General features: G+C 42.5%; 25 protein-coding genes. 18 read left to right on the forward strand and 7 right to left on the reverse strand.

Features of this window, described 5'->3' with window-relative positions; genetic code table 11:
• Nucleotides 1-139: 139 nt before the first annotated feature.
• Nucleotides 140-1246: an alanine racemase gene (alr, locus tag WAZ74_RS03175; protein ID WP_422305722.1), complete on the forward strand. Its 1107-nt coding sequence runs from the start codon at nucleotides 140-142 to the stop codon at nucleotides 1244-1246.
• A gap of 206 nt (nucleotides 1247-1452) precedes the next feature.
• Complete coding sequence (gene argF / locus WAZ74_RS03180; RefSeq protein WP_422305724.1) at nucleotides 1453-2370, forward strand: ornithine carbamoyltransferase; 918 nt, start codon at nucleotides 1453-1455, stop codon at nucleotides 2368-2370.
• Between the two features lie 146 nt (nucleotides 2371-2516).
• Here the strand turns inward: argF and rpiA are convergent, their stop codons facing one another.
• Entirely contained in the window at nucleotides 2517-3176 is a 660-nt protein-coding gene (rpiA, locus tag WAZ74_RS03185; protein WP_422305726.1) for a ribose-5-phosphate isomerase RpiA, read from the reverse strand.
• Nucleotides 3177-3526: 350 nt separating this feature from the next.
• Here rpiA and ilvA point away from each other — a divergent pair, with 350 nt between their 5' ends.
• From ilvA to WAZ74_RS03230, 9 genes are all read left to right on the forward strand, one after another.
• Nucleotides 3527-5080 (forward strand): threonine ammonia-lyase, biosynthetic, encoded by a 1554-nt coding sequence (gene ilvA / locus WAZ74_RS03190; RefSeq protein ID WP_422305728.1) that lies wholly within the window; start codon nucleotides 3527-3529, stop codon nucleotides 5078-5080.
• A 253-nt stretch (nucleotides 5081-5333) separates the two neighbouring features.
• Entirely contained in the window at nucleotides 5334-5750 is a 417-nt protein-coding gene (locus tag WAZ74_RS03195; protein WP_422305730.1) for an excalibur calcium-binding domain-containing protein, read from the forward strand.
• 90 nt (nucleotides 5751-5840) lie between these two features.
• The gene (locus WAZ74_RS03200; RefSeq protein ID WP_422305732.1) at nucleotides 5841-6488 is read left to right on the forward strand and encodes an FMN-binding negative transcriptional regulator; all 648 of its coding nucleotides are present in this window, start codon (nucleotides 5841-5843) and stop codon (nucleotides 6486-6488) included.
• Between the two features lie 54 nt (nucleotides 6489-6542).
• The gene (locus tag WAZ74_RS03205) at nucleotides 6543-6983 is read left to right on the forward strand and encodes an RNA-binding S4 domain-containing protein (RefSeq protein WP_422305734.1); all 441 of its coding nucleotides are present in this window, start codon (nucleotides 6543-6545) and stop codon (nucleotides 6981-6983) included.
• A 207-nt stretch (nucleotides 6984-7190) separates the two neighbouring features.
• Nucleotides 7191-7688 carry a low molecular weight protein-tyrosine-phosphatase gene (locus WAZ74_RS03210; RefSeq protein ID WP_422305736.1) on the forward strand — a complete coding sequence of 166 codons (498 nt, stop codon included), beginning with the start codon at nucleotides 7191-7193 and terminating at the stop codon, nucleotides 7686-7688.
• 201 nt (nucleotides 7689-7889) lie between these two features.
• On the forward strand, nucleotides 7890-8930 hold the full coding sequence (murB, locus tag WAZ74_RS03215) for a UDP-N-acetylmuramate dehydrogenase (RefSeq protein WP_422305772.1): 1041 nt from the start codon (nucleotides 7890-7892) through the stop codon (nucleotides 8928-8930).
• Nucleotides 8920-9693 carry a YdcF family protein gene (locus WAZ74_RS03220; protein ID WP_422305738.1) on the forward strand — a complete coding sequence of 258 codons (774 nt, stop codon included), beginning with the start codon at nucleotides 8920-8922 and terminating at the stop codon, nucleotides 9691-9693. The genes murB and WAZ74_RS03220 overlap by 11 nt, the downstream gene beginning before the upstream one ends.
• 159 nt (nucleotides 9694-9852) lie before the next feature.
• Nucleotides 9853-10143, forward strand: coding sequence for a cbb3-type cytochrome oxidase assembly protein CcoS (gene ccoS / locus WAZ74_RS03225; RefSeq protein WP_422305740.1), 291 nt, complete (start codon nucleotides 9853-9855; stop codon nucleotides 10141-10143).
• Nucleotides 10144-10242: 99 nt separating this feature from the next.
• Nucleotides 10243-11097, forward strand: a complete 855-nt coding sequence (locus WAZ74_RS03230) for a sulfite exporter TauE/SafE family protein (protein WP_422305742.1) — start codon at nucleotides 10243-10245, stop codon at nucleotides 11095-11097.
• A 97-nt stretch (nucleotides 11098-11194) separates the two neighbouring features.
• Here WAZ74_RS03230 and WAZ74_RS03235 read toward each other — a convergent pair whose 3' ends face one another.
• Together WAZ74_RS03235 and WAZ74_RS03240 are read right to left on the reverse strand one after the other, a co-directional pair.
• On the reverse strand, nucleotides 11195-12385 hold the full coding sequence (locus tag WAZ74_RS03235; protein ID WP_422305744.1) for a DEAD/DEAH box helicase: 1191 nt from the start codon (nucleotides 12383-12385) through the stop codon (nucleotides 11195-11197).
• Nucleotides 12386-12627: 242 nt separating this feature from the next.
• Nucleotides 12628-12843 (reverse strand): cold-shock protein, encoded by a 216-nt coding sequence (locus WAZ74_RS03240; RefSeq protein WP_011513806.1) that lies wholly within the window; start codon nucleotides 12841-12843, stop codon nucleotides 12628-12630.
• Nucleotides 12844-13449: 606 nt separating this feature from the next.
• Between WAZ74_RS03240 and aroQ the strand changes: the two genes are divergently transcribed.
• Together aroQ and WAZ74_RS03250 are read left to right on the forward strand one after the other, a co-directional pair.
• On the forward strand, nucleotides 13450-13941 hold the full coding sequence (gene aroQ, locus WAZ74_RS03245; RefSeq protein ID WP_422305774.1) for a type II 3-dehydroquinate dehydratase: 492 nt from the start codon (nucleotides 13450-13452) through the stop codon (nucleotides 13939-13941).
• 155 nt (nucleotides 13942-14096) lie between these two features.
• Entirely contained in the window at nucleotides 14097-15398 is a 1302-nt protein-coding gene (locus WAZ74_RS03250; RefSeq protein ID WP_422305754.1) for an ABC1 kinase family protein, read from the forward strand.
• A gap of 58 nt (nucleotides 15399-15456) precedes the next feature.
• On the opposite strand, the gene WAZ74_RS03255 is transcribed toward WAZ74_RS03250, so the two are convergent.
• Nucleotides 15457-16287, reverse strand: coding sequence for an ion transporter (locus WAZ74_RS03255; RefSeq protein ID WP_422305756.1), 831 nt, complete (start codon nucleotides 16285-16287; stop codon nucleotides 15457-15459).
• A gap of 353 nt (nucleotides 16288-16640) precedes the next feature.
• Between WAZ74_RS03255 and WAZ74_RS03260 the strand changes: the two genes are divergently transcribed.
• Nucleotides 16641-17396 (forward strand): YebC/PmpR family DNA-binding transcriptional regulator, encoded by a 756-nt coding sequence (locus WAZ74_RS03260; protein ID WP_422305758.1) that lies wholly within the window; start codon nucleotides 16641-16643, stop codon nucleotides 17394-17396.
• Between the two features lie 114 nt (nucleotides 17397-17510).
• Here WAZ74_RS03260 and WAZ74_RS03265 read toward each other — a convergent pair whose 3' ends face one another.
• A complete protein-coding gene (locus WAZ74_RS03265; RefSeq protein WP_422305760.1) occupies nucleotides 17511-18083 on the reverse strand; it encodes a methylated-DNA--[protein]-cysteine S-methyltransferase in 573 nt (190 codons plus the stop codon).
• A 65-nt stretch (nucleotides 18084-18148) separates the two neighbouring features.
• On the reverse strand, nucleotides 18149-19060 hold the full coding sequence (gene ftsY, locus WAZ74_RS03270) for a signal recognition particle-docking protein FtsY (protein ID WP_422305776.1): 912 nt from the start codon (nucleotides 19058-19060) through the stop codon (nucleotides 18149-18151).
• An 896-nt stretch (nucleotides 19061-19956) separates the two neighbouring features.
• On the opposite strand from ftsY, the gene WAZ74_RS03275 reads away from it, so the two are divergent.
• From WAZ74_RS03275 to WAZ74_RS03285, 3 genes are all read left to right on the forward strand, one after another.
• Complete coding sequence (locus WAZ74_RS03275; protein WP_422305762.1) at nucleotides 19957-20109, forward strand: hypothetical protein; 153 nt, start codon at nucleotides 19957-19959, stop codon at nucleotides 20107-20109.
• A gap of 128 nt (nucleotides 20110-20237) precedes the next feature.
• The gene (locus WAZ74_RS03280) at nucleotides 20238-21803 is read left to right on the forward strand and encodes a M16 family metallopeptidase (RefSeq protein ID WP_422305764.1); all 1566 of its coding nucleotides are present in this window, start codon (nucleotides 20238-20240) and stop codon (nucleotides 21801-21803) included.
• A 68-nt stretch (nucleotides 21804-21871) separates the two neighbouring features.
• Entirely contained in the window at nucleotides 21872-23431 is a 1560-nt protein-coding gene (locus WAZ74_RS03285; protein ID WP_422305766.1) for a M16 family metallopeptidase, read from the forward strand.
• Nucleotides 23432-23581: 150 nt separating this feature from the next.
• On the opposite strand, the gene WAZ74_RS03290 is transcribed toward WAZ74_RS03285, so the two are convergent.
• Entirely contained in the window at nucleotides 23582-24514 is a 933-nt protein-coding gene (locus WAZ74_RS03290; protein ID WP_422305768.1) for a D-Ala-D-Ala carboxypeptidase family metallohydrolase, read from the reverse strand.
• 260 nt (nucleotides 24515-24774) lie between these two features.
• Here WAZ74_RS03290 and rodA point away from each other — a divergent pair, with 260 nt between their 5' ends.
• Nucleotides 24775-25917 (forward strand): rod shape-determining protein RodA, encoded by a 1143-nt coding sequence (gene rodA / locus WAZ74_RS03295; protein WP_422305770.1) that lies wholly within the window; start codon nucleotides 24775-24777, stop codon nucleotides 25915-25917.
• Nucleotides 25918-26089: the final 172 nt, after the last annotated feature.

Below are 26089 nucleotides of genomic sequence, written 5' to 3' on the forward strand. Positions count from 1 at the left end.
GAAAATCAATGCTCAACTATGAGCGACTAACGTCAATAAACGATTACTTATAAAAATAGCCAGTGCGTTATCAGCCCATGATAAGTCACTGGCTTTATCACTTTACTCATTCATAACTTTGCTAAAAAAGAAGCCGATTATGCGCACTATTACTATTAAACCTGCCGCCATCACCCATAATCTCAATCGAGTAAAAGAATTGGCACCAACCTCTAAAGTACTTGCCATGGTAAAAGCCAATGCTTATGGTCATGGCGTCGCTGCTGTCCTGCCAGCGTTGCAACAAGCTGATGCTATCGGCGTAGCAACGTTGAGAGAGGCGCTAGAGGCAAGGCAGTTGGGCTGGGATAAAACGATTGGTCTTATCGAAGGTGCATTTACTGCCGATGAATGGCTACAAGCGATTGAACATGATATTAGCTGTGTGATTCACCATGCGCCGCAATTAGAGTGGGCATTAGAACATAGGCCAGCCGCTAATAGCGCAACTCAGGTGGTTTGGCTTAAATACAATACCGGTATGAATCGCTTAGGTTTTAATGAACAAACTATTATGACAGCCGCAAAATTGCTGCATGATGCTGGTTATCAACTGATTTTGGCCACCCACTTTGCCAATGCCGATGACCACAGCCACCCACTAAACGCCATTCAAATTCAACGTTTTAATGACATGCTTAAGACCTTGCAAGAGACTGTTAGCCCTGATATTAAAGGGTCATTGTGCAACTCTGCTGGTATCGTTAATTTCTCAGAGCATCATCACGATTGGGTGCGTCCAGGCATTATGTTATATGGTAGCGCCCCTGTCATTGACCAAAGTGCGCATGAGTTAGACTTGCAACCAGCAATGGATTTTAGCGCACAAATTATGGCTTTACAAACCATAAAAGTGGGCGACGCTATTGGTTATGGTAGCCACTGGATTGCGTTGGAAGAAACCAGAACTGCCTTGGTCAGTATCGGCTATGGAGATGGCTATCCACGTATCATTAGCAAGGATGCTTATGTTTCTGTCATCGATGCGACAACCAATCAAAGCTATCCGTGCCCAGTTCGTGGTAGGGTCGCCATGGATATGATTGTGATTGATATCAGCTCAACACCCAAGAATATGGCAATAAATAGTAAAGTGATACTTTGGGGTAGCGTTCCACATGTTGATGAAGTCGCAGTACATGCAGGTACGATTGGTTACGAGTTGCTGTGCAGACTAAGTACTCGTCCAGAGCGCACATTAGCTTAACGGTTTTAATTTTACTACTCAGTCTCAGTAATTAGCATTAGTACCCTTTCATTAGCGCAAAATTGGACATTTACATTGAGAGTAATTGCGCTATACTAAAAGTTTGTTGTTATTCCAGTATAAGCGCACTGATGAATTGACGCGATATGATTACTGGCTGACAACTTATCATTTTTCATTGACTGTGTTCGACTGCTAGGATTGCTATGAGCTTGCGCCATTTTTTGACCTTATCTGATTTAACCAAACAAGAACTAGAAAACCTAATCAAACGCGCCAGTGAATTGCGTAAGATGCAGCATGCAGGCGAGATTTACCAGCCTTTTGTCGGTCGTACGCTTGGTATGATATTTGAAAAATCATCAACGCGTACGCGTATCTCGTTTGAGACTGGCATGGGGCAATTTGGTGGCAATGCTATCTTTTTGTCGCCAAATGATACTCAGCTTGGTCGCGGTGAGCCATTAGAAGATTCAGCACGCGTTATCTCTAGCATGGTCGATATCATTATGATTCGTACCTTTGGACATGAGAAAGTTGAAACCTTTGCTGAATACTCTAGCGTGCCTATTATCAACGCGCTGACCGACGAATACCATCCCTGCCAGTTACTTGCTGATATGCAGACCTATTATGAGCATCGCGGTAGTATCGAAAATAAAATCGTCACTTGGGTTGGGGACGGCAATAATATGTGCGCATCCTACATGCAAGCGGCCAATCAGTTTGGCTTTGAGCTACGAGTAGCTGCGCCTTATGGCTTCGAGCCTGACCCTGAGCTGATGAAACGTTTTTCGCATTGCGTTAGCATTGTTGAAAACGTGCAAGAGGCGGCAAAAGACTCTAATCTGATTGTCACTGATGTGTGGGCAAGTATGGGTCAAGAGTCTGAGCAAAGTACGCGCGCGCGTCGTTTTGCCTCTTATCAAGTCACGCCATCGCTACTCGATAAAGCCGATCCTGAAGTGGTATTCATGCACTGCTTGCCTGCGCATCGCGGCGAAGAGATCTCCCATGATATGCTCGATGATCCGCGCTCTGTCGTATGGCATGAAGCTGAAAACCGCTTACATGCGCAAAAGGCTTTGATGGAGTTTTTATTAAAAGACAAAATAAAATTATAGCGATACATTTAATAGACACACATCTTTATAAGCTATATAAAGATGTGTGTCTATTATTTATACCGTTATAAACTGTTTATAAAGTCATAAAAAAGGCAGCGCACATAAATTGTGCGCTGCCTTTTTAGTTTACAATAACTTATTTATTAACGAGTCAGCACTTCAACCCCATTACTGCTAGCTTTTAACAACACATCGGCTTGATTGGCAGCAAAAATACCATTACAAACCACGCCAACGATATTGTTTAATTGCTGCTCAAGTGCTATTGGGTTACTCACATCCAAGTCATAAGTATCTAAAATTACATTGCCATAATCAGTAACAAAGTCTTCACGATAAACCGGCTCGCCGCCCATCTGTGCTAATTGCCGTGCCACATATGAGCGCGCTTGCGGTAACACTTCTATCGGTACTGGAAACTCACGCCCCAGTATTTTGACGCTTTTACTCTCATCGACCATACATATGAATTTATTGGATGCTGCAGCGACAATTTTTTCACGAGTAAGCGCGCCGCCTCCACCTTTAATTAATTGTAAATGCTCGTTTACTTCATCAGCACCATCTATATAGATATCAAGCTGACCTGCGAAGTTTAAATCAACAATTTCAATACCAAGTGCACGAAGCTTATCTTCCGTGACCTGCGAGCTAGCAACCGCGCCAGCCAGCCTTAATGTCGGCAACAACTCAATCAAACAGTTGACTGTGCTGCCTGTTCCCACGCCAAGTATCATATCGTCTTCGATATAGCGTAGAGCGGCTTTGGCGGCGGCTTGCTTTTGTGCTTGCTGATCACTCATCATAAATCCTTGGCAGAATAGACGTATCGTTTTAAAAACATAAATGGTAAAAGAGGTAAAATGCGCGGCTATTATAACCGATGCTTTTGATGGATGTTAGCGTAATAGCCATTCGATATATCAATCTTAATTTATACTTTGTATTGGTAGATATTTATGATGACTTAGCTGATGAATGAGCGGATAACATTCATTACTGCATTAAAAGCTGCAATTGTGTCTTGCAAGATAGATAAAATCAGCATAGGCTAATCTATTTCGTTTTTATACTTATCTAGACTGATTTATAGCCATCTATTTATCTCCATTTACGCTTTTTATATTCATTCACACTTTATTTAGGAATCATTATGCTGTCACACTGGGTACGAGCCATCTTGCAAGCCACCGTCTATGACGTTGCTATTCAAACACCACTTGAAGCGGCACCCAAGCTGACCCAGCGTTTTGACAATGACATTCGTTTTAAACGTGAAGACCTACAACCGGTCAAATCCTTTAAATTACGCGGTGCTTATAACCGTATTAGCCAATTGAGCGATGAACAAAAAGCGCGTGGCGTTATTTGCGCATCGGCAGGTAATCATGCACAAGGGGTTGCCTACTCTGCCCGTAAGCTCGCACTTAATAACATCATCGTTATGCCAACCACCACACCCGATATCAAAGTAGATGCCGTTAGAGCGCTTGGTGGCAATGTCGATTTGTATGGCGATAGCTTCGATGAGGCCAACCGTTATGCAATCAATCGTGCTGAGAATGAAGGCTTAACCTTCATCCCCCCTTATGATGACGAATTGGTTATCGCCGGACAAGGTACTATCGGACTTGAGCTGACCCAGCAGTGGCGTAATATGGATTATGTTTTCGTTGCGGTCGGCGGTGGCGGTCTTATCTCAGGCGTCGCGGCGTTTTTAGGTGAAGTTGCCCCGCACGTCAAAGTTATCGCCATAGAAGCTGAACAATCAGCCTGTCTAAAAGCGGCACTCGAAGCAAATGAGCGTGTGAAACTCGAACAAGTCGGGCTGTTCGTCGATGGAGTGGCAGTCGCCCAAATTGGTGAATTACCTTTTGATATCGTTCGTATGCAAAAGAGCGATAAATCAGGTCCAGTGGTCGAGCCTGAAGTCGTCACTTGTAGCAATGATGAAGTTTGTGCTGCCGTCAAAGATATCTTTGAAGAGAATCGTAGTATCGTTGAGCCTGCTGGCGCGTTACCAGTTGCTGGTATGAAAAAATATATCGAGGCCAATAACATACAAGGCAAAAATTGCGTCGCCATTATCTGCGGTGCCAATATGAACTTTGACCGCTTGCGTTATATCGCTGAGCGTACTGAGATTGGTGAGAAAAAAGAAGCCATCTTTGGGGTAACTATCCCTGAGCAGACTGGGGCGTTCTTAAACTTCTGTCGTAGCCTACACGGACGTAATATTACTGAGTTTAACTACCGTGCCGATAGCAAGAAATCGCCAGATTCCATGGATCCTGCAGCAATCTTTGTAGGTATCGCACTAAAAGAAGGTGATAAAGAACGACAAACCATTAGTGATCAATTGGCCGCTGATGGTTATCTAGCACATGATTTAACTGATGACGATATCGCCAAATCGCATATTCGTCATTTGATTGGCGGTCATGCCCATGTTGAAAATGAGCAATTATTAAAGGTTACTTTTCCAGAACGTCCAGGTGCCTTGCTGACATTCTTAGAAAAATTGGGCGACGATTTTAATATCACCCTTTTCCATTATCGCAACCATGGTGCTGCCGAAGGTCGTGTATTAGTCGGCCTACAAGCTTCTGAGAGCAACTCTCGTCAGCTGCAAGATGCCCTTCTCGATATTGGTTATGACTGTACCATGCTCAATGACAATATTGGTTATCAGTTGTTTTTGAAGTAGGAAGAATAGGCGCAAATTATTATGTATCTATTTATCATGACAGCTTTTTAATTTATCAAAAAACTTCCATAGTCAGTTCTAAATAAAAAAAGTACAACTATTATCAGGCGCTACTGGTGTAAATTTTACTTGCTTGCTGTGCCTGCGCAGACAGAGGCTGCGTAAAATTTATTTCAGTAGCGCTGTATTTATTTAATAGTGGATCGACTATATTGATAAATGAATAGCAATTATTAATAGGTATTAAGCAGTGATGAAAAAAGTATTGATTGTTATAGTGTTGCTTATTTTGGCACTTGTCGGTTATAAAATCCTTCAACCTAAAAATTCGATAAGAGAATCTACAACTACTGTTGCGACGGATAATTCAACTGGCAATTTAACCGACTCTGCTTTTACATCTGCTGACTTTGATGATATACCACCAACTTACGTTGATTCAGGTTCAGAACCAGATTCAATTTCAGTTGCAGTCGCGCCAGTGAACCCAGTAGTAAATTCAGTTATCAACACACAGCCAGCAGCGCCAAGCTTTTCCTGTGATGGGCGAAAGCATTGCTCACAAATGACCTCATGTGCCGAAGCGACTTACTTTCTAAAAAATTGCCCTAATACAAAAATGGATGGTAACAATGATGGCATACCCTGCGAACAACAGTGGTGTAAATAGTTTTAAACTATTACCTTAAGAGCGACCTACTGTTTTAGAATTGATCGCTTATTAATTTTATAATTTTAAAAGTTTGATATAGAGAATGCGATGCACATCCCTTCAATTTTTGTCGAAGAAAACCTTGAAAACATCCTTGATTTTATAGCCGCTAACCCTCTAGCTACTATGATTGCTCAAACCAATAATGGCATTGAAGCCTGTCATATACCGCTATTTTGGCATAATGATAATTCTGGGCACGGCTGCCTTTATGGTCATTTCGGTCGTAAAAATTCTATTTATTTGGACGTTTTACCAAATACTTCTTGGCTCATTATTTTTCAAGATACAGGGCACTATATCAGCCCCAATTGGTATCCTAGCAAAGCACAGACCCACAAAGAAGTGCCCACTTGGAACTATCAAAGTGTACATATTCAATCTAAGATAGAGTTGATCGAAGATACAGATGAGCTTAAGTGGATATTAGAAACTATGACGGCGCAGCAAGAGGTTGTTTCAGATAACCCTTGGTCACTAGAGGATGCGCCCGCAGCTTATATCGATGCCATGTGCCGAGGTATTATTGGTTTTAGACTCACCATAGACTCCATCCAAGCCCAATTTAAATTAAGCCAAAACAAAACAGCAGAAAATATCACAGGTGTCATAAACGGCTTGGAGCAGTTAAATACGAGTGATGCTGCAGCTATGGCTGTAAAAGTTGCTCATCATAATAACCAAGCACCCTTTTAATTAGCAAAAAAGCCACCATTATTATCTTACGTTATTGATAGCTATGAGGTTTTGATGAGTAAACATAACAAAAACCACAATCAGCCCAGCCATAGCCAACCGGGTGCAGTGCGTATGCGTCTCGATAAATGGCTATGGGCAGCGCGCTTTTATCGTACTCGTACCCTTGCTAAAGAAGCTATTGAAAGCGGACGCGTACATTATGCCGGTAGCCGCGTAAAGACCAGCAAAGAGATTGCGGTCGGAGATGAACTGAGCATTCGGCAAGGCTCAGCGACTGCCATGACTGAAAAGACGGTGGTCGTTGAAGCGCTAACAGCACAACGTGGTAATGCTAGCGCTGCTGAAGTGCTTTATTCAGAGACTGATGAAAGTGAAGAGCGCCGTGCTTATTACGCCGAGCAGCGCAAACTTGCTAACCTTGCTCGACCCGATAATAAACCCAATAAAAAAGAGCGCCGAGATTTACAGCGTTTTAAAAGTAATCAAGATTAAATCCATTAATAACATCAACAAAAGTATCAGTGGCTAAATATGAACTGCTGACTCTTTTGTTTATCCTCTGCCCTTGCCATTCAAGGCATTAACCGTTACGCTATAGCCAGTTAATTTACTCGATAGCATGCTGATAAACCACACTTCTAACATTGGTTTTGATAGCATGTTTTTTCGTTATTATAAGTTGTGATAAAAGGTCATATTATGCTGATGAAAACCTGTACTCCATCGTCTGTATTATTGGTTTGCTTGGGGAACATTTGCCGTTCACCAACTGCTGAAGAGATCTTCCGTCAGCAAGCAGCGATTGCAGGGCTATCAATGAAGGTAGATTCAGCAGGCACTGGGGATTGGCATATTGGTCATGCACCCGATGAACGCGCGCAACGTCATGCTAAAGCTCATGGTTATAACATCAGCAAACTGGTCGGACGCCAAGTCAGTGTTGATGACTTTCACAATTTTGATTTGATTTTGGCCATGGATGCGCAAAACTTAGCGGACTTGCAAGTAATCAAAGACGGTATTGCAGATACCGAAGCTAACTTAGCCAAGCTGGCGCTATTCAGTGAAGAAGATCCTACCTATGGCGGCGATGACGTGCCAGATCCTTATACAGGGGATGCCGATGCGTTCGAAGAAGTGATTGAACGTATTGAATCAAGCGCACAAGCTTGGATTGAAAGCTGGAAAACTTGCTAGCGATATAGCCTATATTTATGCTACTTTTGTAGGCCGCATCCTTTATAATAAACACCGCATGATTTTTTGTTTATTTGCCATATAGGCTATGTTATGACCTCAGCTTCACGCCTTAATTACAGTACTAAAAATGCCCTATCAATTAATGATCTAGCGATTTTTTCATGCCGTCAACTAATAGATTTGTCCCATAGCAATACTATGGCTCTGGCGTGTATTGCGGATACTGTTGTGACATTGACCGATGAGGCGCAGCTTGATACTTTTATGGCAAACTATGTAGAAGATGTTGAGCATAGACAGCCATTATTCGTACTCTCTGGCGGCAGCAATGTGTTATTACCAGCGCAGCTAAATGCTACCGTATTGCAACCACAGATGCGCGGCATCAATGTGACGGCGCAAACGGATAGCTACGTTGATATAGAGGTAATGGCAGGTGAAAACTGGCATGATTTGGTCATGCATACTGTGGCTCAAGGTTGGTATGGACTTGAAAACCTTGCCCTAATACCCGGCCTTACTGGTGCTGCGCCTGTACAAAATATCGGTGCATACGGTGTACAGCTAGAGGACAGTTTACAGTACGTGCGCGCCTATCATTTGCCAACCCAAACTTGGCATCAACTGACAGCGGCAGACTGCGAGTTTGGCTATCGCGACAGCCTATTTAAACGTCATCCAAATACCTGGCTCATCAGCCGTGTAGGCTTTAGGTTACATACGGATGCGACAAAAGTGTTGGCCAGCTATGGCGATGTACAAACCGTCGCCCAAAGTTATGCTAAGCAGCAAGGTCGCAAACAGCCTGCTCCAGCTGATGTCATGCATGCCATTATTGATATCCGCCAGCAAAAGCTACCTGATCCTAAACAGTTACCAAATTGCGGCAGTTTTTTTCAGAATCCCATTATTCCTCAAGCGCAATTTACAGCGCTGCAAGCGCGCTATCCTGCTATTGTTGGCTATGCAATGCCTGAAGCGAAGATGAAAGTCGCTGCTGGTTGGCTTATTGAACAAGCGAGTCTAAAAGGTGGCGGTATAGCACCTATTATCACCCATCAGCAGCAAGCCTTAGTGCTGACCAATCACGCCCCCTATCAAGCAACCCAAGATGATGTGGCAGCCGCCCAGCGTTATATCGCCGATGTCGTATATCAAAATTTTACGATACAATTATCGCGTGAGCCGGTGTGGGTAAATGCTGATGGCTCTATTGGGTATGACGAGCATGAGGTCTAAACAGTCATGGTCTAATCGTCTATGGCGACATTATTTGCGTTCAGCTGAGCGTATGATCAAGCTGTTCCGGATTATCAACGCCACATTTTTGCTAGGCTCAACGGCAGTTATTCTAGTACTTATTAGTTTATTTACTCCCCTATTTTCCCAAGCCGTTGTTTATATACTGACCCATTTGCCCTTACCACATATGTCATCTGCCGCTATGAGCTCTCCGCCGACTGCGTATGTTGTGCTAGGTGGCGGTCTGACCAACGACCACAACAACCAAATTATTCTAAATAGCTATAGTCTCAATCGTGCCCGTACTGCGGCAACTGCCTACCATGATCTGCCACTCCCCATCGTACTAAGCGGTGCTGAAGCGCCTTGGCTTGGTCAATGGCTGATCGAACATGGCATCGATGGATTAATCAGCGAAAATGCGAGCATGAATACCTGCGAAAATGCACGCTTTACTGCTAAACGCATCCCCCTCTATCATGTTTACCTGATTACCGATCGCTACCATATGGCCCGTGCCCGCAGACAGTTTGCGTTAAATGGTATCAATAGCACTGCGATTAATGCCCCTTTGCCAGTCAGGCGTGATTGGATGGAACCGGCGCAAAACTTGAGTCACTCACGGCGCGCAGTTTATGAAATTGCCGCTTATCTACGTGATGTGCTACGCCCACAAGCCAACTGCCGCCAAGCTAAAGACGTGACTTCACAGCAGCTCATGACACCAAGAGGTAAGGTAGCAAAAGCAGCTGATGAATAGATGTTGATACTATTTTGAGCAAATGATATCTCATAACTTTTCGCGCACTTACTTTTCGCGCACTTACTTTTCGCGCGCTTACTTTTATCACTACAGATTATCCACCACACTTGCATTAAGTGTATAATAATGAAAGAAACTGCAATAAAGAGATTTACCATGCTCAGTATATTTTTATTAATTCCATTAAGTCTCATGCTCTTTGTGGTGGCGATTTGGGCCGTACGCTATGCCGTAAAATCGAACCAATTTGAAGATTTAGACAACGCATCACAGCGTATTATCTTGGATGATCGCCAAGAGCGTCGGCAAACCATACAAGCTCATGAGCGTACAGAGCTTATTCAACAAGACTCTCATACAGCAGTAACTAACAAAGTTGATGAAATAAATAACGCTGATATAGAATCAACCGCTCCTTCTGATACAGATAAAAACTCAAAAATATAGCCTTGGGCTATCTTACAGATGCGTTATCTACTTATTTTTTCGCTATATACGATAAAGATAAGTCGGTGCGCTTTTTACCATTTTTAGGAGAATCTTCCCATGACCACAGCTTTACTGGTTGCTGCATTGTTAATGGGTTTTTTTGGTTCACCGCATTGCTTAGGTATGTGTGGCGGACTAGTGACCGCATTTGGTCTATCTATGAAAGACGTCAGCCCAGCTAAGCGTCGTGCATTGGTTGCGACCTATCATTTAGGTCGTCTAACCAGCTATGCATTTTTGGGCTTAGTCGCAGGACTTATTGGCACAACCTTATTAGAGCCTTTAATGAAAGGTAACAGTCTACCGCGTATTTTATTGGGTTTGGTACTGGTATTTGTAGGCGTGACGATGCTTGGCGCACCATTTTTAAATAAGCTTGAGCGTTTTGGTATGCGCTTTTGGCAATATCTTAGCCCTGTACGCCAAAAAGTATTTCCACTAAACACCTTCCCGCGGGCATTATCTGCAGGTCTTCTATGGGGCTTTTTGCCTTGTGGATTGGTATATGGCGCCCTACTTATCGCAGTAGTCGCTCACAACCCGTTAAGTGGTGCGGCGCTGATGTTTGTTTTTGGCTTAGGAACAGTACCAATGCTGGTTGCCACCCACGAAACCGTCGGCTGGTTGCGTGACAAAATTGGACGTTTTCGCTTAAGACAGCTTAATGGCGCTATTATGGTATTATCTGGCTTAGCTGTCGTTTTCGTTCCTATGATCATGATGAATATGCATGGTGGTCATGATATGGGTAGTGGTGCTAATGGTGCAGGTAGTCATGCACAAATGGATCATAGTAGTTCTTCTGCTATGATTTCTGACGCAGATGACCCCACTCGTCACGATATGAGCCAAATGGATCACAGCATGCATAATATGGATGACAATTCAGCGACTGTGGAAGACACTCAGTAGTTAATTTATTATCATCAGAGCAAAAAATCATGTCACCAAAAAAAAGCCCTCAACGATTTGTTGAGGGCTTTTTTGATACTTACTAGCTAATGACTTGCTACTGCTGCCACTGCTCAAGACTAAACTTAGTATCCAAGTGCTTCTCTAATGCAGGTATATTGAAAGCATCATCTTCACTCACAAAGCTAATACTAATACCTGTTTGCCCAGCACGCCCTGTACGACCAATACGGTGTACATAATCATCTGGCTGATCCGGCAACGTATAGTTAATCACATGACTAACATCATCGACATGAATACCGCGTCCTGCTACATCGGTCGCGACCAAAATAGATGCGTGACCGTCTTTGAAACGCTGTAAATATTTTTCACGTTTCTGTTGAATCACATCGCCCGACAGCATGACGATTTTATGCCCTTGGCGTAGCTTATGATAAAGACGTTTTACTTGATCTTTACGATTAGCAAAGACAATCACTTTCTCTACTGCGGTATCAGTGATGATACGCTCTAAAGCTTCTAGTTTTTGATCTTCTGTTAGCAAGTAAAAATGTTGGTCTACCAACTCACTAGTCTTATGCTCAGGCTCAATTTCGACAAACGCTGGTTCATGTAACCAGCGATAAGCCAAATTCATCACATCTTGGTTAAAGGTTGCAGAAAATAACAGGCTTTGACGATCCGTATTCGGCGGCATGCGACCGACTAAACGTTTGATATCTGGGATAAACCCCATATCCAGCATACGATCTGCTTCGTCTAATACCAGTACTTCGACACGATCAAGATATACCATACCTTTATTCATCAAATCAATCAGACGACCAGGCGTTGCAACCAAAATATCGAGATATTGACGCTCAATCTCATGCTGCTGGGTCTCATAATTGGTACCACCCATTATACAAACGCTATGTAAGGAGGTGTATTTAGTCAAAGCGATACAGTCATCAAATATTTGCTGAGCAAGCTCACGGGTTGGCGCCATAACGACTGCTCGCGGCTCACCTAAATAACGCTCTTCATCAGTCGCAAAAGGACGCTTAAGTAACGCCTCCATTATGGTCAGTAAAAACGTTGCCGTCTTGCCAGTACCCGTTTGTGCCTGCCCTATAGCATCTTGATTTGCTAGAGTATGCGGTAGTATCTGTGCTTGAATAGGTGTCAGTTCAGTAAAGCCCAAATCGCTTACTGCACGTAAAGTCGCTGCTGAGAGTGGCAAATCCGTGAACGTCGTAAAGTTACTCAAAAAAATATCCTTTTGTATGAATCGCTTGTATATCATCAATAAATAAATGGCTTATTATAAGGCTTAACTGCCTCTGCTAAACGATAGCCATCAACCAATAGCAATCGTCAGGCAAAATGCTGTAAAACTATAAGCATAAAAAAGCCAAGCCTCATGTCTAACCTTACCAAATATGCTGCATTAAACTCAACATAAGTAAGACCAAACCGGCTTGACTCAGTAGTATATCAGTAGTTTGTACAGCCATTATAGCTAAACTGCGATAATGACTCTAGCGATTACTCTTCTACTTTTCTGACTTCTTCAGCTTGCAGGCCTTTATCGCCTTCTACAACACTGAACTCAACCTTTTCGCCATCTTTAAGAGAGCGATAACCATCACCTTGGATCGCGCGGAAATGCACAAAAATATCTTCTCCGCTATCACGTTGAATGAAACCAAAGCCTTTTGAGTCATTAAACCACTTAACGATACCTTGCTCACGAGCTGACATAATATTACTTCCTAAAAAGTTTACTTAGTCCCAAATTCCTTTGCAACATTGCATATAAACGGGTACTAAGATTATGAAATCAAAATTTAAGAGTCCTACTTCATCGACCATTAGCGAAATATAAAAGTTTTATACTGACCTTTATTATTTAGCGTATAGTAAATTCCCCACTTCTAGTCTTTGGCAAAAAAATAAAATTACTTTAGTGAAAAAGCATTAATCATTAGCCAAATTAGAATGAGCAACAAACATGTAATATTTATTGCCTAAAAAATATCATAACACGGGTTTTTAGCAACACAAAGACTTTTAACACGATTTTTGGCAGTTAGGTTAACTTTTGATGTAATTTTTTTATAACGTCACTGGCAAGCTGTTATCATAAAGGGATAAAGGCTAGAATATTAAGCTTAGGCTAGTATTCTAGATAGGTGCTAGACGATAGCCAAATCTTTTGTTATACGACCATTCTATTTGACTATCACTTATAAAATTCTGTATTACTTGTTAACCACTTTCAGCAGCCACTTGATCGCCATAGAGATTATTATGACCACCCCTTCTCCATCAATAAAAACGGCAAAACCTTCTCATAACAAGACCGGTATGACATTGACGCATCAATTAAAGTATAAGTTACTGTTGATTAATGGCGTTAATCTGAACTTATTGGGTAAACGTGAGCCTGATATTTACGGTCATACCACCCTTGCAGATATCGAAAAGTCCTTAATCGAGCGCGCAGCAGCGCATGGTGTAGAACTGATTTGCATACAATCAAATCACGAAGGTAAACTTGTCGATGAGATTCAGCATCATGGATTATTAGCAGACGCCAGCGCTCAAGTCGATGCGATAATTATCAATCCTGCCGCCTTTACTCATACTTCTGTCGCGATACGCGATGCGCTCTTAGCGACACAAAAGCCATTTATAGAAGTTCACTTATCTAACGTTCATGCCCGTGAATCTTTCCGCCAGCATTCTTATTTCAGTGATGTGGCCGTCGGTGTTATTTGTGGTCTCGGGCATCTAGGTTACCAAATGGCGCTAGATTATTGGTTAACCAATACTTATTCCATAACAATCAATGATTAAGATTTTATGGTTCATATTTATATAAATATCAATAATAAAAACCATAATGATTTAAGCAAAACAACGTTAGCTTTAGCACACTAGTCAAACAGCAATTGCCTGATTAAAATAATAGAATTATGGCTGAGCAAACAATCCAATATATGGTGATATGAATGGCAAAATCGTCCGGAAAACGTTTTATGAAACTTGCTGGTATGACAGCAAGCATTGCCGGCAAAGCAGCTAAAAACTCATTAAGACATCTCTCAAGTGATGAAGAAAAACGTCTACAAGCACGCTCAGAATTGATGCAAGACGTCGGTATTCAAATTGCTGAAACTCTCGGCGAAATGAAAGGTGCTGTCATGAAAGTGGGACAAATTGCCTCACAATATAAAGATGTTTTTCCGCCAGAAGTTGCAAATGCTTTAGAAAAACTACAAAAAGATGCGCCGCCTATGCCGTATGCGCAGATACGTGCACAAATAGAACGTGAGCTCAAAGCGCCTGTTAGCGAGTTATTTAATGAGTTTGAAGAAACACCATTTGCCGCCGCCTCTATTGGACAAGTGCATAGAGCAGTTTTACCATCTGGGCAAAGAGTCGTCGTAAAAGTGCAGTACCCTGATGTCGATGAAAACTGTGATAGCGATCTTAAGCAAGTACGTATGGCGCTAAAAATTGCTGGTGTGCTAAATATGAGTAAGCAGTTGCAAGAACAGCTGTTTAATGAGATTCGCCAAAGTTTACATGATGAGCTGGACTATATTAAAGAGGCGCATAACCTACGAGTATTTGGTGCCTTTCATGCAGAAGATACAGGTCTCATTATTCCTAAAGTTATCAGCAGTCATTCTTCTAAGCGGATTTTGACCTTGACTGAAGAGATGGGCGAGACTCTGACCGTCGCAGCGACATGGGATAATGAGATTAAACAGAAAATTGCAGCGCGACTGTTCCATTTTAGTGCAGGACAGCTGTTTGGATTATACCGAATGCACTGTGATCCGCACCCAGGTAACTTTGCTTTTCGCGCTGATGGTAGTGTTGTGGCATACGATTTCGGTGGTATTCGTAGCTATAGTGACAGTGAAGTGAAGCTATTCCGTCGCTTTGCTAAGCATGCTCTAAAGGGTGATGTGACCGCACTTGAGCAGGACTTAATTGCCCTAGATATTCGCCGTGATGATAATAAAATCGTGCCTGGCGAGTTTTACGAAAAGTGGCTAGAGATTGGCCTTAAACCCATGTCTATAAAACCGTATCAAGACGGCGCTTTTGATTTTGCGAGCAGTCAGACCCATCATGAGGCTATCGCACAAATGCGCACCTCTCTGAAATATTTTGGTCAGTTCCAGCCATCAGCAACCACAATGATGCTAGATCGTACGATCTCTGGTCAGTATTGGAATCTAGTCAACCTAGGGGTGACAATAGATTTGTCGCCGCTAGTTAAGGAATATATAGAATTCTAGATGCTGACCAGTAAAAATTCAGATCATTGCAAAATGCTAGAGTAAATTTTAGTGCTTACTATACGTGCAGTGCATGGCCACAGCGATCACAAAAATCTGCGGCAACTGCATGACCAAATTTACCACAGTTTGGGCAGGCTATAGGATTCAACTGCGGACGCATATTACGAGCCAGCTCAGCAGTGAAAATACCTGTCGGTACGGCAATAATAGAATAACCCGCTATCATCACCATGGATGCAATCGCTTGCCCGATTGGTGTTTTGGGTGACATATCGCCATAGCCGGTTGTGGTTACCGTCACAACTGCCCAATAAATAGACACTGGAATACTGGTGAATCCGTTCTCTGGCCCTTCTACAACGTAGATAATCGAGCCAAAGATGGTCACCAATAAGACCAATGATAAGAAAAAGACCGTAATTTTTTGCTGACTGGTTCTAAGCGCAGAAGCCAAAAAACCTGCTTGTTGCATATATACTTCGAGTTTGAGTACGCGAAATACACGTAAGATGCGTAGTATGCGAATAACCAATAGATACTGTGCACCGCCAAATAGTAGGCTTAAGTAGCTTGGTAGTACCGACAATAGATCGACTACCCCAAAAAAACTAAATGCATAGCGAAACCGATTGGGCGCTGAAAACAACCTTAGACTGTATTCGACCGTAAACAAAATGGTAAAAAACCATTCTGCATAGCGAAATAGTGTTCCATATTGCAAACGCATATAGAGTACGCTATCAAGCATCACGACAGCCACGCTGGCTAAAATCGCAAACAACAGTACGATATCAAACAGCTTACCCAAACGAGTATCTGTGCCTTCAATAATGATATGAATGCGGTTACGCAAATGAGTAATGGCTTCGGTATTTGGTTGCTTCATAGAGTCAATAAAGTCACAGGATCAGTGGATAGAAAAATCGAACGATTTAGGTTGGCATGAATAAGCCAAGTTGGTCAAAATGCGCTAAAGTGGTTTATAATATTGGAAAAATTATTGCTATCGACCGCTATCGCAATAATCGATAGTTGGTCAATAGCTAGAAAATAGCAGTGTAGCAAAAAAGCGCTATTAACAACATACAAATTGTTAACTTACCGATAGATCGATTACCTTGGACTTACAGCTCAATTATATAAGTCATATAATAAAAATATCTCATCAGGTACAAAACGTTTTTATCAATAACTTTTTTATCCGTACCATACATAACTCGCAACACTTAAGGAAGTCATATGGCAGGCCATTCAAAATGGGCAAATATCAAACACCGTAAAGCCCGTCAGGATGCGGTAAAAGGGAAAGTATTTACCAAAATTATTCGCGAAATTGTTTCTGCTGCCAAGCAAGGTGACCCCGACCCTGATAAGAATCCACGTCTGCGAGCTGTTATTGAAAAAGCACTATCAGTCAATATGACTCGAGATACCATCAATCGTGCAGTAGCTCGCGGTACCGGCGGCGATGACAATGACAATATGGATGAAGTCAGCTACGAAGGCTATGGTATCGGCGGCGTCGCTGTATTGGTCGAAACTTTGACTGACAATCTAAACCGAACGGTCAGTGAAGTACGTCATGCCTTTACCAAAAACGAAGGCAATCTTGGGACGACAGGTTCAGTTGCTTATCTATTTAACAAGCGCGGTGAAATTATCTTTAATGATATAGGCTTAGAAGATGATGTCATGCTGGTCGCGTTAGATGCAGGCGCCATTGATATTGAAAATGATGGTGAGCAGTTGCTTGTCATTACCGAATGGGAGAGCTTTGGACAAGTCAAAGATGCCTTAAATGCGGCAGGCTTAGTATCTGACAATGCTGAAGTGACCATGGCACCGTCTACCAGCGCTGAAATCGATAATATCGATGATGCCCTAAAAGTGATGAAAATGATTGATATGTTAGAAGATATCGATGACGTACAAGAGGTTTATAGCAATGTGAACTTCTCAGATGCGGTGATGGCACAGCTTGAGGAACAAGAATAGTCATTTGGTTATTAATCAGTCAACTATCTATCCAACATTGAGCTAAAATAAAAAAGCCAAACGCGATAATAACGTTTGGCTTTTTTACGAGCATTGTTTTAAAGCAAATGTTTACTATAACTTATAGGTGATGCCTTCAAGCGCGAGTAAATACTCTTTTTTATCAAGACCACCTGTATAACCACCCAACTTACCATCACTAGCAATGACTCGGTGACAAGGAATAACAATACTAAAAGGGTTTTTACCGTTAGCATTAGCAACTGCGCGAAAGCCTTTGGGATTATCCACATTTTTTGCCAGTGTTGCATAGCTGATAGTTTCACCGTGATTGATGTCTTGCAATGCTTTCCATACGCTTTGCTGAAATGGTGTTCCCAAACCAGTATCAAGTGGCAAGTCAAAATCCTGACGTTTACCCTTAAAATACTCGTCCAATTGTTCTATAGCCTCTATTAATAAAGCTTGAGCAGCTTCACTTTTACTTAGGCTATCTTTATCTATAAACGTAAAACTTTGATCTACAAGACCATAATGCTTTTTAATTTTGGGAATGGATTTTGAGCTGTGCCAAGCGTTACCTGCCAGCAGCCAATTGACTTCAACCAACTTAGGACTACTATGCTCATTGACACTAGCAATTAATGTTAACTGGTGCGATCCAAAAACGGCTGTGGTAACTATCATGACTTTTCCTTCCAAATCGTTATATTTTCAAGACCCGTTTATTAGCTAGAACGGCCTATCAAGCGCTACTCTTTATCATCAGTCTCAAACAATGCCGCGACAAACTGTTTTGGACTAAAGGCACGTAAGTCATCAATCGACTCACCGACACCAATATAACGAATAGGAACATCTGTGGTCTCAGCGATGTTAAAGACCACGCCGCCTTTAGCAGTACCATCTAGCTTGGTAATCGTAATACCGGTTAATGGCACCACTTTATTAAATAACTCGACTTGGTTAATCGCATTTTGACCTGTGCCAGCATCAAGGACAATCATGCCTTCATGCGGTGCGCTTGGGTCTGCTTTACGCATCACACGCACCACTTTTTCAAGCTCTGCCATCAGATGAGTTTTATTTTGCAAGCGCCCAGCCGTATCGGCTATTAGCACATCAATGTTTTTTGCTTTGGCAGACTGCATAGCATCAAAGATAACAGAAGCACTATCAGCGCCATGACCTTGCGCCACGACTGGAATGTTATTGCGATCACCCCATATTTGTAGCTGTTCAGTGGCGGCAGCGCGGAAAGTATCACCAGCAGCCAGCATAACTGACTTACCCTCACCTTGTAGACGTTTAGCAAGCTTACCGATAGTGGTGGTTTTACCCACGCCATTCACGCCTACGACTAAGATAACAAAAGGCTTTTTGCTGGTATCAATAACAAGCGGCGCAACTTTTGGCGTTAAGATATCGACCAGCTCAGTTTGTAATGCCTTATATAATGAATGCGCATAGATTAGATCACCACGCGCTGTTTGCTCAGTAAGACTTTTGATAATACGATTGGTGGCATTGACACCGATATCAGCAACCAATAATTGGTCTTCGACTTCCTCTAACAGCTCATCATCAATCTCTTTGCCACCGATAAGGATACTTACCATCCCTTCGGCTAAGTTTTTGCGCGACTTACTCAGACCAGTTTTCATCCGGTTAAACCAGCTGCCTTTTTTGCTGTTTTCCTGATCTTCTTGCAGCTCTTTAGTATCTTGCGACTCTACTACCGTTGTTTTCTGAACTGCAGATGGCTCGTTGTTTATATTAATGTTGGTATTAGTGTTGGTATTGGCATTGCTACTAGTATTAGCAGAAGTAACGCTTGGGCGCTCCCCCAACTGATCTTGTAACGGCATGGTGGGAATTTTTGGCGCAGAAATAGACTGCGTTGCACTCTCTATTTTATTGGTATTTAAAAAGCTTTCTGAGCTACTCTCAGTGGTGCTTCGCTTTTCTGTCATGATAATAGGCGCGCCCAAAGCAATACTTTCTGCGGCATCGGTACTTGAGACTTCTTTATTGATGATAGGCGTTATTTGGCTATCTATAGCACTTTCATCAATATCCGACTTAGTTGGGGCAGTATTTTCAGGCTCATCAATGATGGGCACAGATTGCACCGGTAGACTGGGTAAGGTAATATCATCGTCATCCAAGTCATCAAGACCGCCATCAAGATTAATGACCACACGATTGCTGTTATTGGGGTTATTCATAAGCTTGCCCTAAAAGTTATCATTATCAGTAATTTGTTTACTCTAAAGTTTGCTCTGTCTATCGTCAGTTTTCTATGACTTAACTGGAAGATTATTTTTAGCCTAGTTTAGCATAATTCAAGTTGCGCTCAGCTTTTAGCATCGTAGTTCGCAGTCAAATGGCAAAAACCATCAAGCAATGCCCTATATAACGCGTTTTGTTGAGCAAGTTTCGCTTAAGGTTTAGACACAAAAATCCGACCTTTGCTATGCCGAACTTCACCTACTCTTAGCGAGTCTTATTTAATCACCTTTATGTGCTTTATCTAACCACTTTATATTAGGATTAACTTATGCGATCTCTGGCTACTCATTATAAAAAAATTACTCATATTGGCACCGCTTTACTGCTAACAACGATGGCACTATCAGCAACAGGCTGCAGTACAACGCATGAATTCAAACCAACCGCAAGCGTAATGGTTGGGGCGCACAAGTCTTTATAAGCCTTTAAGCACTAAAACAAATTAAACACCATGATAAATTAAGCACTATGATAAAAATTGATATACTCACTCATCAATTTACAAGCTGCCCGTTTAAGAGTTTCCCTTTTATATAAGTAGAACATACCATGTCATCATCTTTATCGCTAAATGCTCTCTCTCTACGTCTTGCCTGCGCATTAGCCATGGCAACCACGCTTGCCGCTTGCCAAACCAATGCCATTAATTCTAATACAGTGTCTGCCGTTAAAAGCCCAGTCCCTCAAATTTCAGTGTCTCAAAATCCTTTAGGTCAAAATAAAGTAGGTCAGAATAAAGTAGGTCAGAATAAAGCTACTAAAGATGCTGAGCAATTATCAGCGCTGACCATGGATATGTCCGGTCGCCATGAGTATCAGCTAGAGAATGGTCTAAAAATCATAGTCAAAGAAGATCACCGTGCGCCTGTTGTCATGACTCAGATTTGGTATCGCGTAGGGTCAACCGATGAGCCGCTTGATAAAGGTGGTATCTCTCATGTGCTCGAGCATATGATGTTTAAGGGCACTAGCGATGTTTCAAGTGCTGATTATGAACGCTTGATTGCAAAATTCGGCGGCGTCAATAATGCCTTTACCAGCTACGATTATACGGGCTATTACGAGCTGTTCCCTGCCAACCGCTTTCCTTTAGCGCTTGAGCTTGAAGCGGATCGTATGAAAAACTTAGTGTTTGATGAGAAAGAGTTTGTCAAAGAACATCAAGTCGTTATGGAAGAACGCCGTCAGCGTACCGATGACAATCCCCTTGCCAAAGCTTATGAATCATTTCGCTTGCTCGCTCTACCGAATAGCCCTAAAGGGCAGTCAGTCATCGGGCCAATGAATGAGCTTGAATCGATTACGCTCGCAGATTTAAAGGACTGGTATAAAATATGGTATGCGCCAAATAATGCAACCTTAGTTATCGTCGGCGATGTTGAGCCGAGCGAAGTGTTAGCACAAGTGAAGCGTTACTTTGACGAGCTGACACCAAGCAAGCTACCTAAGCGTCCTGCCGTTAGTCAAAAAGGCTTTCGTGGTTATCAGCAAGTGGCATCCGAGCAAGCTGTGCAAGTGCCGGTTTTGTTGATGGGCTATAACGTACCGAGCCTTACGACAGTAGGCACAAATAATGAAAAACAAGCCTATGCATTGTCACTTGCTCAGGATGTATTAGATGGTGGTTTATCTGCGCGCCTCGAGAGTAGATTGGTACGCGAGCAAGGTTTGCTCACCACAGTGGGCACATCGTACGATTTACTGGATCGCGGTGATGGACTGTTTTTAATACAAGCAACCCCGCGTGAAGGCGTAAGCTTAGAGCAAGCACAGCAAGCGATAATCTCTGAGATAGACAAGCTTAAAACTGATCCGATTGCCGCAGATGAAATCGATCGTGCCAAAACCAATACGGTCACGGGTCTTGTGTACGCGCAAGACAGTATGGAAGGTCAGGCGCGTATGATTGGCTCATTACAATCTATCGGTCTTGATGATAGGCTACTGGCCCAACTACCAACCAAGCTCGATAGCGTAACAATTGCAGATATACAAGCGGCGAGCAAAAAGTATTTAGTAAAAGACAATTTGACGGTGATGCATATCGTGCCACCTAAAGACCAAACTAAAACGCCCGTTAAAAAGCCTGCTAAGAAGCAAGCCAAAGGCAAATAAAGGTGAAGTTTAGTCAGATTATCTCATCAAAAACTACTACTAAAAACGCTATTAATAAGAAGAAAGCTATGACTCAGAATACTGCTTTAAATACTAGCAAGAAGACCAGAAATAAGACCGTTTTGCTGTCGTTAATAAAGCCAACATTTAAGCAACTACCTTGTTTTAGTATCGGCCTGTTTTTGGGGCTGACTACATTAACCATGACGGCTCAGGCTGACATGGCTGCTAGCGAAGACAATCGCTCTCAGCCCTCTACGGTCGATATCAGTGCGCCAATTGCCGCTTTGTCAAAATTGACCAGCCTTGATGATGCCAAACCTTTAAAAGTTACGGTACCGAAGATTCAACAGTTTAAGACTAAAGCCGGTGTGCCGGTACTTTTTGTACCGACGACTGCTCTACCTATTGTCGATATTGATTTGCGCTTTAACGCTGGTAGCGCTCGTGATGGCAGCATAAACAGTACAGGCTTTGGTATCGCCAATATGACGGCGACGATGCTTGAACAAGGCGCTAAGCGTTTAGATGAAAACGAGTTCACCCGCGCGGTTGAAACCTTGGGCATTAATCTAGGCAGCAGCGCCTACAAAGATATGTTCACCGTCTCTTTACGCAGTTTATCTGATGATAAGCACTTACTACCTGCCATCGATTTGATGACCCAAATGCTCACCGAACCGAGCTTTGATGAACAAGTTTTAGCGCGTAACAAAGCACGGCTATTGGTTGGTTTGCAGCAGCAAAAACAGGATCCTAACAGCCTTGCTAGTATTGCCTTTAGCAAAGCACTGTATGGCAGCCATCCTTACGCTCACCCATCAGTTGGGACACTTGAAACGGTTCCTAATATCACAAGACAACATCTTATAGCGTTTAAAAATCGCTATTTGGTTGCCGCTAATGCTTCACTTGCTATGACAGGCAATCTCACATTAGAACAAGCAAAAAATCTGGCTGAAAACATCACAGCTAATCTACCGGTTGGTCAAGCCGCACCAACTCTACCCGAACCAAAACCACTGACCAAAGCTCAGCATATTCATATTCCGTTTCCTAGCACTCAAACCACTGTACTAATGGGACAATTAGGTGATAAGCGTGCAACGGAGACGCAAGCACAGCAAAAGCAAACCAACTTTGCGGTAGGCAATGAGGTACTAGCAGGGGGTGATTTTAACGCGCGATTGATGACTGAGGTCAGACAAAACCTGGGTTATACTTATGGTATTTCAGGCTCTATGAATCCCATGCTGGCACGCGGACCTTATCAGATTGGTTTTTCGACTCGCAATGACAAGGCACGCGCAGCGATTGATGCCAGTTTAGCAGTCATTGATGACACATTAAAAAATGGCATCACCAGTGATGAGATGAAACTGACCACGGATAATCTAAAAAATAGTTTCCCGATGGGTTTTGCCAGTAATGCGGGGATTAATGGTTTGCTCAGTATGATGAACTTTTATCAGCTACCCACAAGCTATCTCAGTAATTATGTCAACCGTATTGAAAAAGTAACATTACCAGAAGTTAATAAAACTATGCGTGACACATTAAAACCTGATGATTTTCTAATCGTGACCGTGGGGCAAGACAATCCTTGGGAAGAAAAGACTGCTAAATAATATCTATTATATTCATTCTAAAAGCGATCCAATGCGACGCAGTGCGGTAATGATACTTTTAGCATTAAGTCTTTAGCATTTCTATAAAAAATAAGCTCAGTCAGTAATATTTACTGGCTGAGCTTATTTTTTTCATCTATTTCATAACCATTAATAACGGCAAGGCGAGCCGCTACTGGCATGATTAAAGCCCCATTTACGATAACCATCGGTATCCAAATGAATAGCACCGGTGGAGTACAACCCTAGCCCAAAGTTATGGGACTGACCCTGATATTGCCAAAACTCGCATAAGCGGTCTTGCATACTGCTCAGCTGCCAAGAGTTACCTTCATATTGAGGTACCCAGATATCGATCGCGCCAGCAGTCATATGCTTACTACTACTAGCTCCGCCAGCACAGTCATTTAGTCCGGGACTGCGATATACTGAACGTATCTCAGTACTGGCAGGCAAAATACCTTGATTTTTTAGCTGACCATATAACTGTAATGTCGGTACAATATTTGACCATAGCTCTTGCGGTGGTAGCTGATAAGGCTCATAGCCACATTTATCCCAACTACGAGCAGTCGTAAGCAATTGCGATAAAGGCGGTACATTTTGAGCGCCTACTCGTGAGTTCAGATAGCGTTGAAAATTCGACACTTGTCCTGCGCGGTAGCTATTACTATTTAACCAAGTATTAAAGTCCATACTGGTAAAATCATTGTAGCTATTATTACCCGTGCTATAAGTGGTGTTATAGCGTGGTGTCCCTTTATTGGTAATGACACCTTTGCTCTCTTCTATCGATAAGCTGGCATCAAATTCAAACTCACGCTGTTTTTGTTGGATAAGTCCTTGCATACTATCGCCACTTAGCATAGTAACGCCACCACTAGAGCCAGCCTGTTGCTTAGAAGGCGTGATGTAAGCATTCGTGCTGTTATTGGTAGCGCTACTACCATGACGTATTTGAATACGGCGCTCACTATTATCACTTATGATGGCAGCATTGGCACTAATACTACTGGCACAAATAAACAGTGCAATAATAGGCTTATGAATTTGCCCATAAACTTGTTTTTTGATATTGATCATTGCAAGAAACTACCGCTAAAAACGTTTTATCGATACTATCAAATTTTAAGCAAGCAAGCTAAACTATCGTCACTAATCAGCAGCGACCTATTCGTTATTAACACTTATCCTCAATATTTTTATATTGACGTTACTTTATTACTCGTAAGTTACTTTATTCGTTACTGTCTGATCGAATAAACGCCTTATAATCGCTGATTATTCATTTACTTGTCAAAAATCACTTTTCTTTCACGCCAATTGCCAGTCACACTTTGCCTATGTCTTCTAACCCGCAATACCGTTTTTCCCGTCAAAGCCACCATTTAGGTCAAGGTCATACACCGACAATCTGGCAGCGTATTCATATCGATCCATGGTTGACCCTGCTTTTACTGACCGTTTGCTGCATTGGTTTGACGATTTTATACAGTGCGGCCAGTCAAGATACGGATATGGTCATACGGCAAATGGTCAGCTACGGTGTTGGATTTACGGTCATGGCTGTCATGGCACAAATACCGCCTAGTATTTATCGCACCTTTACGCCTATCTTTTATGTATTGGGCCTGATACTACTGGTATTGGTTGACATCATTGGTGAGGTGCGCATGGGCGCGCAGCGCTGGATTAATTTACCAGGATTTGGCAGTGTACAGCCGTCAGAATTTATGAAGCTCGGTATGCCAATGATGTGTGCGTGGTTTTTGTCCAAACGCGACTTACCACCCTCATTATCAAGTATCGGCATTACCTTAGCGTTAATCGTGGTACCGGTATTATTAATTGCGAAAGAGCCTGACCTTGGCACTTCATTGTTGGTCGCCGCGAGCGGTATCTTTGTGTTGTTTTTAGCAGGGCTATCGTGGCGACTGATTGCAAGCGCTGTGGCTTTATCAATCCCAGTTATTGCCGTCGCTTGGAACTTTTTATTACACGATTACCAACGCACGCGGGTACTCACTCTATTTAATCCTGAGGCTGATGTACAAGGCGCAGGCTGGAATATTATTCAGTCCAAAACGGCGATCGGTGCCGGCGGTCTGACCGGCAAAGGCTATTTGGAAGGCACGCAATCTCATTTACACTTCTTACCAGAAGGTCATACCGACTTTATAATCGCCGCTTTTTCTGAAGAGTTTGGTTTGCTAGGCGTCATACTGTTAATGTTCATTTATGCCTGCTTACTGACACGAGCGTTATACATCGCTTTCGCCCATCCTGATACTTATAGCCGATTATTGGCAGGCGCTATCGCCATGTCCTTCTTTGTTTACGTATTCGTCAATGTCGGTATGGTTGGCGGTATTTTACCTGTGGTTGGTGTCCCCTTGCCTTTCATTAGCTATGGTGGTACCGCCGTCGTCACTTTAATGGCAGGTTTTGGCTTATTGATGTCTATTCATACTCACAAATCTGGCTAATATTTGCCAATATTTTTATAACTTAAGGGACTATACACTTACGTTGTATGAGCTATGCTGAAGAAACCGTACAAGTAAACTTGGTAAACTAAGCATATTCCTAGGAGTTTACCATGATCAAGAAAATCAGAAGCTACAGTGCAGAATTCAAAGCCGCAGCCGTCAAGAAGAT

This window comes from Psychrobacter sp., assembly GCF_049295055.1.
Taxonomy (GTDB): domain Bacteria; phylum Pseudomonadota; class Gammaproteobacteria; order Pseudomonadales; family Moraxellaceae; genus Psychrobacter.